The organism is Microvirga sp. 3-52 (genome assembly GCF_018383585.1).
In the GTDB taxonomy this organism is placed as follows: domain Bacteria; phylum Pseudomonadota; class Alphaproteobacteria; order Rhizobiales; family Beijerinckiaceae; genus Microvirga.
On sequence record NZ_JAHAMK010000009.1, the window covers coordinates 32468 to 50851 of the forward strand.

Annotated in this window: 18 protein-coding genes; 14 read left to right on the forward strand and 4 right to left on the reverse strand. The window is 62.0% G+C overall.

Features of this window, described 5'->3' with window-relative positions; genetic code table 11:
• The first annotated feature begins 200 nt into the window (after positions 1-200).
• The 6 genes from KHP60_RS09440 (at position 201) to aat (ending at position 5014) form a co-directional block, all read left to right on the forward strand.
• Positions 201-980 (forward strand): DsbA family protein, encoded by a 780-nt coding sequence (locus tag KHP60_RS09440; protein WP_213563647.1) that lies wholly within the window; start codon positions 201-203, stop codon positions 978-980.
• A 276-nt stretch (positions 981-1256) separates the two neighbouring features.
• Complete coding sequence (gene aroQ, locus KHP60_RS09445) at positions 1257-1724, forward strand: type II 3-dehydroquinate dehydratase (RefSeq protein ID WP_213563648.1); 468 nt, start codon at positions 1257-1259, stop codon at positions 1722-1724.
• A gap of 26 nt (positions 1725-1750) precedes the next feature.
• Positions 1751-2227: an acetyl-CoA carboxylase biotin carboxyl carrier protein gene (gene accB / locus KHP60_RS09450; RefSeq protein WP_213563649.1), complete on the forward strand. Its 477-nt coding sequence runs from the start codon at positions 1751-1753 to the stop codon at positions 2225-2227.
• An 8-nt stretch (positions 2228-2235) separates the two neighbouring features.
• A complete protein-coding gene (gene accC / locus KHP60_RS09455) occupies positions 2236-3594 on the forward strand; it encodes an acetyl-CoA carboxylase biotin carboxylase subunit (RefSeq protein WP_213563650.1) in 1359 nt (452 codons plus the stop codon).
• Positions 3595-3678: 84 nt separating this feature from the next.
• Positions 3679-4281 carry a methyltransferase domain-containing protein gene (locus KHP60_RS09460; protein ID WP_213563651.1) on the forward strand — a complete coding sequence of 201 codons (603 nt, stop codon included), beginning with the start codon at positions 3679-3681 and terminating at the stop codon, positions 4279-4281.
• Between the two features lie 61 nt (positions 4282-4342).
• On the forward strand, positions 4343-5014 hold the full coding sequence (gene aat, locus KHP60_RS09465) for a leucyl/phenylalanyl-tRNA--protein transferase (protein ID WP_213563652.1): 672 nt from the start codon (positions 4343-4345) through the stop codon (positions 5012-5014).
• A gap of 154 nt (positions 5015-5168) precedes the next feature.
• Here the strand turns inward: aat and KHP60_RS09470 are convergent, their stop codons facing one another.
• Positions 5169-5762 carry a DUF2155 domain-containing protein gene (locus tag KHP60_RS09470; protein ID WP_213563653.1) on the reverse strand — a complete coding sequence of 198 codons (594 nt, stop codon included), beginning with the start codon at positions 5760-5762 and terminating at the stop codon, positions 5169-5171.
• A gap of 239 nt (positions 5763-6001) precedes the next feature.
• Between KHP60_RS09470 and KHP60_RS09475 the strand changes: the two genes are divergently transcribed.
• Entirely contained in the window at positions 6002-7006 is a 1005-nt protein-coding gene (locus KHP60_RS09475; protein ID WP_249688659.1) for an SDR family oxidoreductase, read from the forward strand.
• Positions 7007-7093: 87 nt separating this feature from the next.
• Positions 7094-7711: a hypothetical protein gene (locus tag KHP60_RS09480; protein ID WP_213563654.1), complete on the forward strand. Its 618-nt coding sequence runs from the start codon at positions 7094-7096 to the stop codon at positions 7709-7711.
• Between the two features lie 8 nt (positions 7712-7719).
• Here KHP60_RS09480 and KHP60_RS09485 read toward each other — a convergent pair whose 3' ends face one another.
• The 3 genes from KHP60_RS09485 to KHP60_RS09495 all read right to left on the reverse strand — a co-directional run bounded on the left by KHP60_RS09485 (position 7720) and on the right by KHP60_RS09495 (position 9262).
• Positions 7720-7947, reverse strand: coding sequence for a hypothetical protein (locus KHP60_RS09485; protein WP_213563655.1), 228 nt, complete (start codon positions 7945-7947; stop codon positions 7720-7722).
• A gap of 31 nt (positions 7948-7978) precedes the next feature.
• Positions 7979-8392, reverse strand: a complete 414-nt coding sequence (locus KHP60_RS09490; RefSeq protein ID WP_213563656.1) for an NADH:ubiquinone oxidoreductase subunit NDUFA12 — start codon at positions 8390-8392, stop codon at positions 7979-7981.
• A gap of 102 nt (positions 8393-8494) precedes the next feature.
• Positions 8495-9262, reverse strand: coding sequence for an ImmA/IrrE family metallo-endopeptidase (locus KHP60_RS09495; protein WP_213563657.1), 768 nt, complete (start codon positions 9260-9262; stop codon positions 8495-8497).
• Positions 9263-10386: 1124 nt separating this feature from the next.
• On the opposite strand from KHP60_RS09495, the gene KHP60_RS09500 reads away from it, so the two are divergent.
• The 6 genes from KHP60_RS09500 (at position 10387) to KHP60_RS09525 (ending at position 18316) form a co-directional block, all read left to right on the forward strand.
• A complete protein-coding gene (locus KHP60_RS09500) occupies positions 10387-14088 on the forward strand; it encodes a vitamin B12-dependent ribonucleotide reductase (protein WP_213563658.1) in 3702 nt (1233 codons plus the stop codon).
• Positions 14089-14521: 433 nt separating this feature from the next.
• Positions 14522-14857, forward strand: coding sequence for a hypothetical protein (locus KHP60_RS09505; protein ID WP_213563659.1), 336 nt, complete (start codon positions 14522-14524; stop codon positions 14855-14857).
• Positions 14847-15455 (forward strand): type II TA system antitoxin MqsA family protein, encoded by a 609-nt coding sequence (locus KHP60_RS09510; protein WP_213563660.1) that lies wholly within the window; start codon positions 14847-14849, stop codon positions 15453-15455. The genes KHP60_RS09505 and KHP60_RS09510 overlap by 11 nt, the downstream gene beginning before the upstream one ends.
• A gap of 89 nt (positions 15456-15544) precedes the next feature.
• Positions 15545-16099 (forward strand): hypothetical protein, encoded by a 555-nt coding sequence (locus tag KHP60_RS09515; RefSeq protein ID WP_213563661.1) that lies wholly within the window; start codon positions 15545-15547, stop codon positions 16097-16099.
• A gap of 186 nt (positions 16100-16285) precedes the next feature.
• The gene (locus tag KHP60_RS09520; RefSeq protein ID WP_249688660.1) at positions 16286-17404 is read left to right on the forward strand and encodes a GTP pyrophosphokinase family protein; all 1119 of its coding nucleotides are present in this window, start codon (positions 16286-16288) and stop codon (positions 17402-17404) included.
• Between the two features lie 18 nt (positions 17405-17422).
• Positions 17423-18316: a metallophosphoesterase gene (locus KHP60_RS09525; protein WP_213563662.1), complete on the forward strand. Its 894-nt coding sequence runs from the start codon at positions 17423-17425 to the stop codon at positions 18314-18316.
• Positions 18317-18384: the final 68 nt, after the last annotated feature.

Below are 18384 nucleotides of genomic sequence, written 5' to 3' on the forward strand. Positions count from 1 at the left end.
GAAGAGTGCGGCGTTCCACGCTGTCGGGATCACCGGCACAGGGCCGGTGACGACGAGGAAGTTCTAACGCCTCAAAACGAAGCCGTGATTTGACGCGGCACTCCTCAAGCCGCTAACTCACGATGGAACAATGGGTCTCAACTCCGCCTCGAACCATCGTTAGACGCTGGAGCGACAAAGACCTCCGCAAAGGACCGAATATGCGCTTTTCGCCTCTCAAAATCAGCCGGACCGCAGCTCTGCTCGGCGCCCTGGCCATCGCTCCAGCCGCGATGGCGCAGAGCACGGTCTTCAACGAGCAGCAGAAGCGGGCCATCGGCGAGATCGTGAAAGATTATCTCGTGAAGAACCCGGAGGTTCTGACCGAGGTGATCGCCGAGCTCGAGAAGCGCCAAGCCGAGGCGCAGCAGGTCGCCCAGGCGGGCGCGGTGCAGGAAACGAAGCAATCGCTCCTGAATGCCTCCCATTCCTACGTGGTCGGCAACCCATCGGGCGACATCACCCTGGTGGAGTTCTTCGACTACAATTGCGGCTACTGCAAGAAGGCCCTTTCCGACGTCCAGACGCTCATGAAGAGCGACCCCAAGCTGCGCGTCGTCCTGAAGGATTTCCCTGTCCTCGGACCCGATTCCGTCGAGGCCAGCCGCGTGGCGCTGGCGGTCAAGAACCAGCTCCAGGGCCAGAAGCTCTTCGATTACCACGTCAAGGTCATGGACAGCCGCGGTCGGGTGAACGGCGAGCGCGCCATGGCGGTCGCCAAGGATATGGGCGTCGACATGGCCCGCCTTCAGAAGGACGTCGAAAGTCCTGAGGTCCGCAATGCGCTCCAAGAGAACATGGCTCTCGGGGACAAGCTCAGCCTGACGGGAACGCCGGCCTTCATCGTCGGCGAGACAGTCATCCCCGGCGCCGTTGGCCTCGATCCCCTGAAGCAGCTTGTGAACAATGTCCGCCAGTGCGGCAAGGCGAGCTGCGGTTAAGCTCCCGCACCCTCTGACCCGCTCATCGTCGTCACCGGCCTTGTGCCGGTGATCCGGATCCGAAAAGCGCGGCGCTTCTCCTCATCGCGGCAACCGGGCCTGATCCGCGGATCGGGTCCGGGGACGACCATGACCGGGAAAACACGCCAATCATGCAACGGAACCCAAGCCAAGCTTGGGAAAGCCTTGGTTTTCCCCTTCCCCCCTGCTCGCCTTTTGGCTAAGAGGGCGTTTCTGCTCCGCAAGGCGGAGCTTCAAGGAACGCTCCTTTTCACGATGACCACCGTCTTCGTCCTCAACGGACCCAATCTCAACCTGCTCGGCAGCAGAGAGCCTCAAGTCTATGGCAGCACGACCCTGCAGGACGTCGAGAAGCTCGTACGCGAAAAGGCCGAGAACCTTGGGGTAGCGATCACGTTCCGCCAGTCGAACCACGAGGGACAGCTGGTGGACTGGATCCAGGAAGCAGGAGCCCAAGGAGCCGGCGTGGTCATCAATGCCGGCGCCTATACCCATACCTCGATCGCTCTGCGCGACGCCATTTCCGGCAGCGGCGCTCCGACGGTCGAGATCCACATTTCGAATGTTCATGCTCGCGAGGGCTTTCGCCATCGCTCGCTCATAGCGCCCGTCTCCGTCGGCGTGATCTGTGGTTTCGGGCCCATGAGCTATCTGCTCGGCCTGGAAGCGGTTCACCGGGTGATGGTCGAGCGAGCCCCTCAGGCGAAGCCCTCCCAGCACTAGTTCCTCAAGAAGTAGAGGTAAGCCCCATGGCCAAGGATAACCCTTTCGATCCCGATCTCGTCCGTGAGCTGGCGAATTTGATCGCCGACACGGATCTCAGCGAGATTGAAGTGGAGAAGGGCGACCTTCGCATCCGCGTCGCGCGCATGGTCACCGCCGCCGTCACCGTTCCGGTCGCGGCTCCCGCCGCGCTCGCCCCTGCCCCCGTCATTGCACCGCCTCCGGCTGCCGCCCCGGGCGAGGCTGCCGCAAAGACCGGCGCGCCTCATCCCGGCGCCGTGCTCTCGCCCATGGTTGGCACCGCGTATCGCAAACCCTCCCCGGAGGCGAAATCCTTCGTCGAGGTCGGTTCCAAGGTACAGGTTGGCGACAAGGTTCTGCTCGTCGAGGCGATGAAGACCTTCAACGAGATCGTGGCGCCCCGCGCCGGCACCGTGACCGCCATCTTTGTCGAAGACGGAACTCCTGTTGAATACGGCGAACCCCTCCTCGTCATCGAGTAAGGCGCGATATGTTCGATAAGATCCTCATTGCCAATCGAGGCGAGATCGCCCTGCGCATCCTGCGCGCGGCGAAGGAGCTCGGCATCGCCACGGTCGCGGTGCATTCCACCGCCGATGCGGATGCCATGCATGTGCGCCTCGCCGACGAGAGCGTCTGCATCGGCCCGCCGGCCGCCCGCGACAGCTATCTCAACATCCCCGCCCTGATCGCCGCCTGCGAGATCACCGGCGCGGACGCCATCCATCCCGGCTACGGCTTCCTGTCCGAAAACGCCCGTTTCGCGGAGGTGCTGGAGCATCACCGCATCGCGTTCATCGGCCCGAAGGCGGAGCACATCCGCATCATGGGCGACAAGATCGAGGCCAAGCGCACCGCCAAGCGCCTCGGCATCCCCTGCGTGCCCGGATCCGAGGGCGGCATCTCCGACGACGTCGAGGCCAAGAAGGTCGCAAGGGACATCGGCTATCCGGTGATCATCAAGGCGGCTGCCGGCGGCGGCGGACGCGGCATGAAGGTGGCGCGCAACGAGGACGACCTCGTTCACGCGCTGCAGACCGCCAAGACCGAGGCAAAGGCCGCCTTCGGCGACGATGCGGTCTATATCGAGAAATATCTCGAGAAGCCGCGCCACATCGAGATCCAGGTTCTCGGCGACGGCAAGGGCAACGCCATCCACCTCGGCGAGCGCGACTGCTCGCTCCAGCGCCGTCACCAGAAGGTGTGGGAGGAAGGCCCCTCGCCGGCCCTGAACGTCGAGATGCGCGAGCGCATCGGCGGAGTCGTGGCCAGGGCCATGCAGGACCTCCAATATGCGGGTGCCGGCACCATCGAGTTCCTCTACGAGGACGGCGAATTCTACTTCATCGAGATGAACACCCGCATCCAGGTGGAGCACCCCGTCACGGAAATGATCACCGGGATCGATCTCGTGAACGAGCAGATCCGGGTGGCGGCAGGCCATCCGCTGTCGGTGAAGCAGGAAGACGTCAGGATCGAGGGCCACGCCATCGAGTGCCGCGTGAATGCCGAGCATCCCTCGACCTTCCGCCCCTCACCGGGCACGATCAGCTACTTCCACCCCCCGGGCGGCCTCGGCGTGCGCGTGGATTCGGCAGCCTACCAGGGCTACCGCATCCCGCCGCATTACGACTCCCTCGTGGGCAAGCTCATCGTCCATGGCCGCACCCGCAACGAGTGCCTCATGCGCCTGCGCCGTGCCCTCGATGAGTTCGTGGTCGACGGCATCGACACCACCCTGCCGCTCTTCCGCACCCTCGTGCGCAACCCGGATATCCAGAACGGCCAGTACGACATCCACTGGCTCGAGAACTTTCTCAAGACAGGCGGGCTGGGCGAAAACGAATAGGCTTGTTATACAATATCACATCTTCTATTCTGGTATTGTCGGAACAGAGGGCGTCGCTTCCTGAAAGCGACGCCATGAAAGACAATGCCTCGCTTTCTTCATGTCGGCTGCGGCCATAAACGCCGGCACCAGACCGTCAGGGCTTTCGCAAATCCGGAATGGAAAGAGGCAACCCTTGATATCGACGAGGGCGTTAGTCCCGACATCGTGGACAAACTTCCCGAATTGTCCCAGGTCGACCCCGACAGTTTCGATGCTGTTTATTCGGCGCACAACATCGAGCATCTTTACCCGCGCGAAGTATCATTGGCTTTGGAAACGATGCGTCGCGTTCTCAGGCAGGATGGCTTCATCATCCTGACCTGTCCGGATCTCCAGGCGGTCGGCGAGAGGCTGTCTTCGGGAGACATCGAGACACTGCTCTATAAGAGCAAGAGTGGCCCGGTCTCACCGATCGACATGCTGTACGGATTCAGGCCGGCCATGAAGCACGGCAACCTCTATATGGCTCACCATACGGGATTTACGCTGAAAATTCTCGGAGAGGCTTGCGTCCAAGCCGGGTTCGCCAAATTCTTTGGGCTTCGCCGTCCACAACGGTATGATCTGTGGGGTCTCGCAACAAGGGCTGAGAAGACCGACGAAGAGATCCGGGAACTCGGCAAAATCTACCTGAGGCCGAACTGACTTCGCATATCAGCTATCCTATTTTATGAAGGATAGCCCGAATGATCGGATACGTGTGTGAATGACCCGGTCCCCCGACCACGCCATCGAGATTACCCCCGACATTCTGCTGAAAGCCTATGCGGCCGGCATTTTTCCCATGGCGGAAGATGCGGATGACCCCTCGCTCTTCTGGGTCGAGCCACGTGAGCGGGGGATCATTCCTATCGACAATTTTCACATCTCGAAGCGCCTGGCCCGTACGGTCCGCTCGGACCAGTTCGAGATCCGTATCGACGAGGATTTCGACGGAGTAGTCGCCGGCTGCGCCGCGCCCGGTGCGGACAGGGAGAAGACCTGGATCAGCCGGCGCATCCGGGAACTCTACGGCGAACTCTTCGATGCCGGTTACTGCCACACGGTCGAGGTCTATCGGGACAACCGCCTCGTCGGAGGCCTCTACGGAGTGCGCCTCAACGGGGCTTTCTTCGGCGAGAGCATGTTCCACACCGAACGGGATGCTTCCAAGGTCGCCCTCGTTCACCTGGTGGCCCGGCTGCGTCGGGGCGGGTTCTCGCTTCTGGACACCCAGTTCGTGACCTCGCATCTGGCACAGTTCGGCGCCATTGAGGTGCCGAGGCGGGCCTACAAGCAGATGCTGCGCAACGCCATGGAGCATGCCGCCAATTGGAACTCCTGGCCGAAGGGCAAGAACGTCAGCGGCGAGGAAGCTCTCGCGGCGATTGCGCTCTGACCTGGCGCCCGTACGGAACCGGAGGTCCGCGTCAGCCGCCCGAAGGGCCGCGCCATTGAAATACGGGCCCGATTTTTTCTCATCGAACGCAGCGCTGTTCAAAGGACTGAGTACCGGAACGGATCGAAAGGCCGGGGCCGTTTGGGCGGATGCTCTAGCGATCCGTGTTGATGATCGGCGCGGCGGGAGCCTGGCGCCGAGCCGGCTGACGGAGAGGCGCGGTCTCGACGGCAGGCGGTCGTGGCGCCGTGGTGGTCCCAGTCGGCGCCATGATGTCGCCAGGACGCCCCGTCTCGGCCGGAGCGCGGGCGGTATCCTGGACCGGGGGCAGTTCCTCGGGCGTCTCCTTCGGCTCGGCAATCACCTCCGTGCCGCCTTTGCAGTCGACGAGCCAGATGTCGTAGACCGGATGCTCCAGCCCATGCAGGCCAGGGCTTGCCGCGAACAGCCAGCCGGAGAAGACCCGCTTGGTCTTTCCGTCGGTGGCAGGCTCGTCGACCTCGATGAAGGAAGTCGTGTTCGGCGTTTCCGTCGGCGGCTTGGTGAAGCAGACCCGCGGGGTCATCTGCAGCGCGCCGAACTGCACGGTTTCGTCGATCGCGACCTCGAACGACACGATGCGCCCGGTGATCTTGTCGAGCCCCGAGAAGACGGCCGTGGGATTCTTGATCCGGTCCGCGTGCGCCGTGCCGAGGCTGCCGATTACCGATGCGAGCACAAGAGCCGCCCGCGTCCATCCGAATTTCATCATATGATCCAAGCCAAGTCCGATTTGGCGGTTCCTGTCCGACCTGTCCGGCCGCACCATCAATCCCGGTAACGCGATAACACGCGAACCATGATCGAAAAAGGGCAAGCCGGGAAAGAAGCCCCCGAAGATCCACGCGAACATCGAGGATCCCTCCTCACGACAACGTCAAAGAAAATTCTGAACCCGAGATGCTCCCGCCAGTTAACCCGGCTCGATCAATGACGGAAGGCTGGCGCATGGACCAGAGCAACGGCAATTCGATTTCACGGCGCGGCGTCATGGGTGGGGCAGCGGCCGGGCTTGTTTCGGCAACAGGCTCGGCAACCGCCCAGACGGCGGGATCCTCCCCGAGCAGCGCCGTGGCCAAGGACGACCCCACCACGAAATACCCGAAGCCGCCGTTCCGTTCACAGTCGCAGCCATGGCCGGGCTTGGCCGGCCAGATGGACCCGCGGCCCGATCACGGCGAGACGAGCTACAAGGGGTCAGGACGGCTGCAGGGCCGGAAGGCGCTGATCACCGGTGGCGATTCCGGGATGGGCCGGGCCGCGGCCATCGCCTTTGCACGGGAGGGCGCGGATGTGGCCATCAGCTATCACCCGGACGAGGAGCCCGATGCGCGGGAGGTGATCGACCTGATCAAGAAGGAAGGCCGAGTCGCCGTTGCGCTTCCCGGTGACATCCGCGACGAGGCCCTCTGCAACCGTATCGTGACGGATGCCGTGCGACAGCTCGGCGGGCTCGACATTCTCGTCAACAACGCCGCCCGCCAGCAGCAGCGGCAATCGCTCCTGGACATCACGTCGGAGGACTTCGACGCGACCTTCAAGACCAACATTTACGCCATGTTCTGGCTGACGAAGGCCGCCCTTCCGCACCTGACGCCGGGATCGGCCATCATCCAGACCACGTCCGAGCAGGCCTATGATCCGTCGGCGAACCTCGTCGACTATGCCATGACTAAGGCGGCGATGATGAACTTCACTAAGTCCCTGGCGAAGCAGCTCGGGCCCAAGGGCATTCGCGTCAACGGCGTCGCGCCCGGACCGATCTGGACGCCCCTTCAGGTCAGCGGCGGCGCGACCCAGGAGAAGCTGCAGCAATTCGGGGGAGACACGCCTCTCGGTCGTCCCGGTCAGCCCGTCGAGCTGGCCTCGATCTACGTCCAGCTCGCCGCGGCCGATGCCAGCTACGCGACGGGACAGGTCTACGGAGCAGCCGGAGGCAGCGGCCAACCTTAGCCGCACGGGCCTCTGCGGCCGAGACTATCATGGCTGCCCGGCTGCGGCTAAGCTCTCCACTCCACCGTGGATAGGACCGAAGACGCCATGCATGAACACGACCGGCCGGGCGATGTCGAGCGCGCGCGGCTCGGCTTCCTGTCGCAGGAGGAGACGATCGCCCTCGCGGGTCGCGGCGTCATTCTGCCCGCGCCGCTCTCCGTCCTGGTCTCACGCCAGGTGGAGTTCGAGCCGGACGTGATCCTTTGGCCCAACACCATCGTCCAGGCGATCGACGGAGGCCATGTCGGCATCGGCCGGGGAACGCAGCTGTTTCCCGGAACCCGGATCGTCGCGGAAGGCGGATCGGTCGTTATCGGCGCCCAAGGGGAGATCGGCGAGGAAGGCGGCTTTACCCTCAAGGCCGGCGCGGGCGAGGCCATCGAAGTCGGGGACGGGGCCAGGCTCCTGGGCGGAGGGTCTTTGACCCTGTCGAATCGGATCGGCCGGGGCGCTCAGATCCTCGGCCCCATCCGTTGCCAGAACTGCATCCTGGGCGACGGCGGGACCTATCGCGATGCCGAGCCGGACGAGCGCGGCGGGGTCTTGAAGGGTTCAGGCATCGCGCGCGGGATCGACGTGCCGCAGGGTCATGTCATCCAGGCTTTCGGGCTCTTCTCCGAGGGTGTCCTGCGGCGCCAGTCTTACTTTCATCCGAAGGGCTGAAGCCCCGCTCAGGACCAATCCTGCGCCAAGGGGTTGGGCGCCGGCTCCGTCATCGGATCTCCCTCCCTGTCGCGTCGCTCGAAATGTGCCGTGGAGCAGGCATGGGAGCACAGGAACCCGCGATCCGACCAATACGCCGGTCCGTTCTCGATCCGGCCGGCATGATAGCTGAACTCGGGATGGCCATAGGCAAGGCCGCACTCAAGGCAGGTCCGGGCCTGAGTTCGTTTCAGCATGAAGCTTGTCGAGGCGAGGCTCTTCGGAGCCTCACTCCCCCGGGGTCCACGGCACGTAGTCGCCGGTCGCGGCCGGTCGCCGCCCGGCCGAAAGGCTCGAGCCCTGCGGACGATAGGCCTCGGTTGTACCGGTCATGTTGGGCACATAGGGCTTCTCCCAAGGGTGCGGCTTGTAGGTCTCCTCGCTCGGAGGGACATCGCCGTTATGGCAGAGCCACGCCCGCCAGCCGGGCGGCACCTTCGAAGCGTCGGCATAGCCGTTATAGACCACCCAGCGGCGCTCGGCGCCCACATTGGAGTCGATCGCCTCAGCCTGGGTATAGCGGTAGTAGCGGTTGCCGAACTCGTCCTCTCCCACGAACTGCCCCTTGCGCCACGTGAAGAACCGCGTGCCGATGGTCTGTCCGTTCCACCAGGTAAAGAACTGAGTCCAAAACTGTTTCATCGCTGCTGCTGCCGGAGGGGTTCGTAAGTTTGGGCGGAATATGGCGGCAAGAGGGAGCGAAGTCCAGCCTTCCGAGTCGCGAGAACCTGCTACCTTGCGCCACTAAGAGCCGTGCCTATCACCGTCCTGGAACTGATCTCCGATGCTGTTGCAGCTTTGGCAGAGGAACTTGATGCCAATTGGGATCAGCTTCTTCTCTCCGCAGGTGGTGCATGGTTCATCAGAATAATGCAATTCTTGCTTTTTTTCGCAAGCGTCAGCGCGAAACTGATCGCTGAGTCGCTGGATGCGCTCTACTGACTTCGCCCGTTCCACCTGTCTGGTCAGGCGTTCAAAGGCGATCTTGGCAGCCTCAAGGCTGACCACAAATTCTTCGGAAATGGCGTCAGCCGTCTCTAGTTCGGTGGCCATTTCGTCGTGGATCAGAAATGCAGCGGCAAACACCTTCGCTTGGTGCTCAGCAGATTCAAAAGCATTTACCCGCACGAGATCAATTGTGCCCTGCGCTCCAGTAGCCCTGAATTTGGTTGCCCCCTCATGCATGACGGCATGAGCCAACTCGTGCGCGAGGGTCATCCTAGAGCGACCATCACCCCAATTTGCGTTTTTATAAACTGACTCCTTAATCGAGATAATGACTACGCCCGGCTGAAATTCTGTGCGGCCATCATCATCGCCCATCTGTTCATCAGGCAGGGTCTTGAAGATGAGACGCTTCTTTCCCTGCTCAGTTTCAATCACTCCTGATTGCAAGCAACGAATTATATTGACGGGACGCGAGGCATTGACGCCGAAGTAGCGCTTCAGCTTGTTAGCTATTGCTTGAACTTCGCGGTTAGTGCGCCCCTTGACTCTAAAATCCTTAGACATCGACCTCTCCCGCCTAGGCAGCCCCCCCGATTTGAGGGTTGGCTGGCCTCGGCCACTTTCACGCGGCTCACATCTTCCTTTGATGCATTTGAGCAGCGTTTTCACGCGCTCGGGAACTCGTATGGAACTGAAAAAGCGGGTGCCGGGCGGATTCTTTTGCCACTCAATAATCAATAACTTGTGTCTGCAAATTTTGTTCCTACTATATGTTGTGATGAAGGGCAATATCTGTGGACAAGTCACTTTCCTTTTTGGGGGCCTCGCCACTTCTTGTCGGGTTAGCCGTTATCTGTGCCTACAGTCGCACGCTGACTGCCACGACGTCCTGATGAAGCGAATCTTAGGCTCCTTGTCAGTTTGTCACTGAACGGCCTTTCGGCTTCGGCTCTGCGAAGGACTGAGCCTGCTAGACATTCGTCTCAGCATATCCCCAGGCGTTGTTCTCAATTTCGAATGAACGATAGAACTCTGATGTCCTTGTTGGCGGTCTCCATCGTCGACCAAAAACTGCCTGCTGTGTCGCTTGAAGGGGCTGCTGATTCTAAGTCAGGCGCCTTCCCTCACGGCCGAAGACAAATTTCGCGCATTCAGGCCATTTCAGCGATTAAGGTAGTGCTAGCCGCTACCTCCATAAAGCCGGTTCGATTGATGCGCCGGCACAACATCTGGAAACTATCAGCGTGATTTTTTGGATGCTTAGTAGCCGACCAAATTTGCCTATTGAAAATTTGGAAATGGATTCTCAAAGGAGTCTCTGAGGCTTAGCCATTTTTCCACAGTATTAACATCTTCCCACTATATCTAGACGGAACATCATCAGGCGGCACAAGTTGTTGATGTGTCTTGACGCGAGGCCTGTAGCGCGAATAGCTTCCGGGGGGCCAAAAACGAGGCAAGCAGCCGACCCGAAAAGGTCGGTTCAGCATCCCCAAAATGGCGAGGAGCGTCGTGTGTCACGCAGCGAGGGATTGCCGTGCGAATGATGCCGCTTGGGATGATCGTGGTTGGTATCTTGTAAAGCGTTTCGTCAAAGCGAGACGCCAAAGTGTCAAAAAAATGGGTTGGGGGCGTCGCAGCGTAGTCGCGACAAGGGATGGTTTGTCCCTAAATTAAGGAACTGAGTCATGCGGATTAAGAGGCGCTATACAGTACCGGGACAAGGTCCCTATTCCTCCCTCGCCTTCCGGCTCGCCACGAGCGAGATCCGCAACCCGGATGGCTCGGTCGTCTTCAGGCTCGAGAACATCGAGGTGCCGGAGACCTGGAGCCAGGTGGCGTCCGACGTGCTGGCCCAGAAGTACTTCCGCAAAGCGGGCGTCCCCGCCCGGCTGAAGAAGCTGGAGGAGAACGACGTTCCCTCCTGGCTGTGGCGCTCCGTGCCCGACGAAGCCGCCCTCGCATCCCTGCCCGAGGATCAGCGCTTCGGCTCCGAGATTTCCTCCAAGCAGGTCTTCGATCGCCTTGCCGGCTGCTGGACCTATTGGGGCTGGAAGGGCGGCTATTTCTCCTCCGAGGAGGACGCCCAGGCGTTCTATGACGAGCTGCGCTTCATGCTCGCCAACCAGATGGTGGCGCCGAACTCCCCGCAATGGTTCAACACCGGCCTGCACTGGGCCTACGGCATCGACGGTCCCGGCCAGGGCCACTTCTATGTGGATTACAAGACCGGCAAGCTGACCAAGTCCAAGTCCGCCTACGAGCACCCGCAGCCGCATGCCTGCTTCATCCAGGGCGTCGAGGACGACCTGGTGAACGAGGGCGGCATCATGGACCTGTGGGTCCGCGAGGCGCGCCTGTTCAAGTACGGCTCCGGCACCGGCTCCAACTTCTCGAAGCTCCGCGGCGAAGGCGAGAAGCTCTCCGGCGGCGGCCGCTCGTCGGGCCTCATGAGCTTCCTCAAGATCGGCGACCGGGCCGCCGGCGCGATCAAGTCGGGTGGCACCACGCGGCGCGCGGCCAAGATGGTCGTGGTCGACGTCGATCACCCGGACATCGAGAGCTACATCGACTGGAAGGTGAAGGAGGAGCAGAAGGTCGCGGCGCTCGTCACCGGCTCCAAGCTCGGCAACAAGCACCTCAAGGCCATCATGAAGGCCTGCGTGAACTGCGAGGCCGAGGGTGATGCCTGCTTCGATCCGGAGAAGAACCCGGCGCTGAAGAAGGAGATCAAGCTGGCCCGCCGGGTCATGATCCCGGACAACTACATCAAGCGCGTCATCCAGTTCGCGCGCCAGGGCTACACCGACATCGACTTCCCGATCTATGACACCGACTGGGACTCCGACGCCTACCTAACGGTCTCAGGGCAAAACTCCAACAACTCCGTCTCGCTCACCGACGACTTCCTCCGGGCCGTCGAGAACGATGCCGACTGGCACCTCACGGCGCGCAAGGACGGCAAGGTCGTGAAGACCCTGAAGGCGCGCGACCTGTGGGAGCAGATCGGCCATGCCGCCTGGGCGTCCGCCGATCCGGGCCTGCACTTCAACACCACCATGAACGACTGGCACACCAGCCCTGCCGGCGGCCGCATCCGGGCGTCGAACCCGTGCTCGGAATACATGTTCCTGGACGACACGGCGTGCAATCTCGCCTCGGCGAACCTGCTGCAGTTCTTCGACCGGCAGAACCACAAGTTCGACGCCGAGTCCTTCGAGCATGCCTGCCGCCTCTGGACGGTGGTGCTCGAGATCTCGGTGATGATGGCGCAGTTCCCGTCGAAGGAGATCGCGCAGCTTTCCTACGAGTACCGCACGCTCGGCCTCGGCTTCGCGAATATCGGCGGCCTGCTCATGACCATGGGCCTGCCCTACGACAGCGACGCGGGCCGTGCGCTGGGCGGCGCGCTCACGGCGATCATGACCGGCGTGTCCTATGCCACCTCGGCCGAGATGGCGGGCGAGCTCGGGCCTTTCCCGAACTACAAGGCCAACGCGAAGCACATGCTGCGCGTGATCCGCAACCATCGCCGCGCGGCCCATGGCGAGGCGGCCGGCTACGAGGGCCTCGCCGTCAACCCGGTCCCGCTCGATCATGCCTCCTGCCCGGACCAGGACCTGGTCGCCCATGCGAAGTCCGCCTGGGACAAGGCGCTCGAGCTCGGCGAGAAGAACGGCTACCGCAACGCGCAGGCCACCGTGATCGCCCCCACCGGCACGATCGGCCTCGTGATGGATTGCGACACCACCGGCATCGAGCCCGACTTCGCGCTCGTGAAGTTCAAGAAGCTCGCCGGCGGCGGCTACTTCAAGATCATCAACCGGGCCGTGCCCGACGCGCTGCGCGCGCTCGGCTACCGCGAGCATGAGATCGCCGAGATCGAGGCCTATGCGGTCGGCCACGGCTCCATGCGCCAAGCTCCCGCCATCAACCCGGGCTCGCTGCGCGCGAAAGGCTTCACGGACGAGAAGATCGACGCGGTGGAGAAGGGCCTGAAATCGGCCTTCGACATCAAGTTCGTCTTCAACCGCTGGACGCTCGGCGAGGACTTCCTCACCGGCACGCTGAAGGTGCCGGCGGACAGGCTCAACGATCCGTCCTTCGACCTGCTCTCGTTCCTCGGTTTCTCGAAGGCCGACATCGAGGCCGCGAACATCCACATCTGCGGCGCGATGACTCTCGAGGGAGCCCCCTTCCTGAAGACCGAGCATTACGCCGTGTTCGATTGCGCCAACCCGTGCGGCAAGATCGGCAAGCGCTATCTCTCGGTCGAGAGCCACATCCGCATGATGGCGGCGTCGCAGCCCTTCATCTCGGGCGCGATCTCCAAGACCATCAACATGCCCAACGACGCCACCGTCGAGGATTGCAAGAACGCCTACATGCTGTCCTGGAAGCTGGCGCTCAAGGCGAACGCCCTCTACCGCGACGGCTCCAAGCTCTCGCAGCCGCTCAACTCCGCTCTCATCGCCGACGAGGAGGAGGATTCGGAGGACGCGGTGGAAGCGCTGGCCGCCATGCCGGCGGCCGCCAAGGCTGCGCACGTGTCGGAGAAGATCGTCGAGAAGATCGTCGAGCGCGTGGTGGCCCTGCGCGACCGCGAGAAGATGCCCGACCGCCGCAAGGGCTACACCCAGAAGGCCGTCGTCGGCGGCCACAAGGTGTACCTGCGCACGGGCGAGTACGACGACGGACGCCTCGGCGAGATCTTCATCGACATGCACAAGGAAGGCGCCGCCTTCCGGGCCATGATGAACAACTTCGCCATCGCGATCTCGCTCGGCCTGCAATACGGCGTGCCGCTGGAGGAATACGTGGAGGCCTTCACCTTCACGCGCTTCGAGCCGGCGGGCTTCGTCCAGGGCAACGAGCGCATCAAGTCCGCGACCTCGATCCTCGACTACGTGTTCCGCGAGCTCGCCGTGTCCTATCTGGCACGCAACGACCTCGCCCACGTGGATCCCTCGGAGGCCGGCCCCACCACCATCGGGTCGGGCGAGGCCCAGTCGAAGGCGCCGGAGCCCGCGCCGGCCACGGCCATCGTGTCCCGCGGCTTCACCCGCGGCTCCGTCGACCGCCTGATGCTCATTCCGGGTGGCGGCGGCAGCGCCGGAGGCAGTGTTCAGCGCTCGCCCGGTCTGACCGTCGGCGCGAACGCCCTCAAGGGCGAACTCGCCACGACCGCCGCTCCGGTGGAGGAGAAGGTCGGTGAAGCCGAGATGTCCAAGCTCGCCTTCTCTGCACCGTCGGTCGCCGACCGGCGCGCCGAGGCCAAGATGAAGGGCTATGTGGGCGAAGCCTGCCCCGAATGCGCCAACTTCACGCTGGTCCGCAATGGAACTTGTTTGAAGTGCGATACGTGCGGATCAACAACCGGGTGCAGCTGAGTATGCCGACTTGATGGCCGGCTGAGGACGCTCGCATAGGTTGGCGATAATCTCGCTAACCGCGCCTCAAAAGAAGCCAAAGTACCGCCGCACCCCTGCGGCGGTACGGTCCGGGCGGGATCTTCCCCCTGCCCAGAGCGGCTTTTCCCCGACGGATCAAATTGTTGACATAACGGTTCGCCGCCTTGCGCAGCGGACCGACAGCCGGGGTCTCGAGCCTAGCTCCCTCGCCTGTTCGGTACTTTTCGCCCGGCCAGTCTCCTGAGTAGCGTCCATCGGAGATGGCCATTCGTTTGCGTTCGGAAGATGCCGCAGGACGCCCTTCGGAGTTGTGCCCGGGCTGGTCGCCATGTGCGATCCCGAGGCCGATGCTCGCCCTAGATCTCTCACACCTTGAAACTGAGGTAGCACCGTGCTACCTATTGGAGAACCAATGAAGCCTATAAACGCGCTGGCGCTCGTAAGGCAGTTGGCCGCCGACGAGGACAGTTGCGAGTTCTTCGCGCCTGTTTTCGAGGAGCTACGTCGACGTGGACTGGATTCGGACGATCTGCGGGAGATCATCATCAGCGAGATTGGTGATGTCCACTGCTTCGATAGCCAGACCACTCGCAAGCACTACCCTGGCACCACCTCAGATTATTACTCGATCTGGGTCGATGTCTGCGGGTGCCGCATGTTCCTGAAGCTGCTGGTCTCGGCGGACCGGCATGGGACGGAACGTCTGGTGATCACCTCATTCAAGAAGGACGTACGGCATGACCCTTGATCGATGCATAGCCTGCGAAGAGGTAGCGGTTGAGGAAAGGATCGAGCCGTACGTCGTCGAGCACGACGGCAAGTCCGCGACGATCCAGGACGGCCGGATGGTCTGCACGGCCTGTGGCAACGTCAGTTACCGCGGCAGCCAGATCTCGGAGCACGAACTCGCCGTCGCGGCGGCCATCCGCCAGATGGATGGCCTTCTCTCGGCGGATGAACTCCTTCGGATTCGGACCAAGTACAGCCTGAAGCAGACGGACATGGAGCAGATGCTCTCGACCGGGCCGAAGACTTGGACCCGTTGGGAGCGCGGCAAGGTTCCGCAGAACAAGCCGGCAGACAAGCTCATCCGCCTGCTCGCCGAGGATCCCGAACTGACCCGGCAACTGATGCGTCAGGCAGGTGTCATCAATGAAGAGGCCGAAGCCGCGATCGAACGGTTCGAACAGGATGCGAAGCGGCTCATGCGCACGATGGTGATGTCGAAGGTCGGAACGGCGCCGAGTGCCGAGATGCAGCGGTTCGCGGAGAGGGTCGCGGAGGAAGCCTTCGAGACCGTCCGCGATGCCCGGAGGCAAGTGGTGGCGAGGGGACAGGCCGCATGACCGACAAGCCGACGGAGGACTCCGACAAGCCGTCCGCCCAGCTCATCCACCTGCCCAAGCGGAAGGAGCCCCGCTCCAAGCAGGAGGAGATGCTCCGCCACGTGGAACTCACGATTGCCGATCACTTCCGTGAGCAGAACGAGATCCTCAGGGCGCACAATCAGGACCAGATGGAGCAGATCAAGCGGCTCACGACCGGCATCGAACGCCTAGTCGGCGAGATGCACGGCCTCCGCACCGGAAAGCAAGAGGAGGCATTTGCCCGGGTCGCCGCCTCCGATGCATCTGCCGACCTGCCGACAGTCTCGGCAGAGGCGGCCCTGATCTATGTACATACCGCGAAGCAGATAGGGGAACAGCTCGGGTTCCATCCCAGCCAGATCGGATCCTTGCTCGGGGCCAAGGGCCTGAAGTGGGCAGGGAATGGTGACTACCAGGAAATCGGACGAACCACGAGCCCAAGCCACCCAAAGTTCTGGCACCGTGACGTCCCGGGCAAGGTCCGGCGGATCCTAGACGAGAGCAGGCCGGATAGGTACGGGATCACCGATAAGTCGGTCTTGGCAATCTTCCGGAAGTGGAAGGAGCGGCAAGCATCTGCCGAGTTGCTCGAAAAGCTTGAGCCGACGCCGAATCCGCACTGAAGCTACTGCCTCCGGAATACTTTCCTCCAGAACGGGCATCGGTGTAATGAAGCGCCGCGTCGGAACTCGAATCCTTAATCGAGTCCGGCGCGGCGCTGCTGCTGCACGGTCGGCACGACATCGAACCTGGATGCAAAACTCCTCCCCTGATCGAAGTGCCCGGTTGAATTGCGTTGGCTTCTCGCTATGGTCGCCGGCCTGATCGAGCGGACGTGGGGAAAGTCAGTGGCGTCTCTGGACTATGAAACCGAGAAGAACGCGTTCCGTGAATACTACGAGTCCAACCGGGCAATCATCGACGGGGCAAGAAAATCTTTCATCACGTTGATTAGCTCACTGCTGTCATCTGAGAGCGTCATTTCGGTGTCAAAGGTCGAGGGGCGCGTAAAGGACCGAGAAGAGTGCCTTGGTAAGTTCAACCGCAAGTACAGGAAGCGTCTCGAGGATGAGAAGGCTCCTTATACCATCCGCGAACATATCACGGACCTGATAGGTCTCCGGATCGTGTGCCTATACGAGGATGACGTTGAACGTGTCCGGGAACTAATCTCGCAGGAGTTCGAGGTGATGTCCGTGACCGACAAAATCTCGCAGATTGAGAATACAGAAGGATCGTTTGGCTACAAAGGCTTGCATCTCGACCTGCGGCTGAGTGGGGGACGCAAGGCACTGAAAGAGTATGCGATCTATGCCGACCATCCCTTTGAGTTGCAGATCAGAACCGTGGTGCAGGATTCGTGGAGCATTCTCGACCACAAGATCAAGTACAAGAAATCGATCCCGAACGGATTGAAGCGCCGCATCAATACACTGGCGGCCTTGTTCGAACTGGCTGACCGTGAGTTTCGCGCGATTCGCGATTCCACAAGCGAAGAGATCGATCGTGAGAATTCCGACTACGATCAGATCGACCAAGAGTCGGAAGCGGTCGGCGCCGAATTGCATGAGGCAAGAGAAATCCCGCCGCGGCGCCATGCTCCGCTCAATGCCTTCAGCTTCCTTAGAATCGCTGGGCACTTCTTCCCGAACCATGAGTTTGAAGCGCATAAGGTGGATGGTTTCACAAAGGAGATCGTCGATCTCAAGCCGGACATTACGCGGGGTAAGTTCAACTTTTACCTCCGCGGGACTATCTCGGAGGTGAAGCGGTACCAAGCTGAATTCGAGCGGACAAACGAGGGAGAAACCCTCAATCCGTACACAGTGATCCGGCATTGCCTGTATGCAGGAGACAAGGAAGTTTTCGCCAGCATGCTGACGGATGTCGCTCGTGAGAGCTTCGAGGCGTGGCGGCAGCGCAACTAGCCAAAGATCGCAATCGGAATGCACCCAGCGAGATGGGTGCTGGTTTTCCTGCCCTCTTCGGTCAGAACTTGCCTTCCACCCATTAAGCGTCACCGACTGGCTCTCGCCCAGCCAAGGATCCATTCCCTGCCCATCTCCCGCCTCACCTACGCCATCGGCGACGTCCACGGCCGATCCGATCTCCTGCGATCCATGCTCGCCTTCATCGCCTCGGACGCCGAGCGGCGCGGGCAGGAGCCGCGCGTCATCTTCCTGGGCGACATCGTCGACCGCGGGCCCGACAGCCGGGGCGCCATGGAGCTGGTCGCCAGGACCCTGAAGCGCTGGCCATCGTCGCGCCTACTGCTCGGCAACCATGACGACTATTTCCTGCATATCGTGACGGAGGACGTTCCCGACGAGCGAATCCTTGCCCTGTGGTTGCGCAACGGCGGCAGGGCCACGCTGGAAAGCTACGATCCGCTCGGCGACTTCGACGACGCGCGCATGACTGTCAGGATCGACTTCGCCGACCATCTGGACCTGCTCCGATCCGCGTCCCTGATCGATACCGACGGCTCCTTCGCCTTTGTCCACGCCGGCATCGATTCTGGGAAGCCCGTCGACGCCCAGAACCGGAAGGACTGCCTCACGATCCGGAAGGGCTTCCTCGATTACCCGGGGCCGCTGTCGCACACGGTCGTGCATGGGCACAGCATCACCGACAGCAAGCTCCCGGAGGTCGTGGGCAGCCGCATTGCCCTCGACACGGGGGCCTACGCGACCGGGCGCCTGACGGCCTTGATTATCGACCCGGCCGCAGACGGCCTGGAATTCGCCTGTACGGCCCAATCCAATGGGAGGATCTCTGTCCAGGAATGTCCCCACTTGCAAGGATTGGAGACGATTCTGGACAGTTCCCCGGGCAAGTGAGAACGCGCGCGACCGCTGCCAGCCCGCTAGTGCCTTGCTCCCCCTGCCCGCACCCTCCTCCGTGTTGC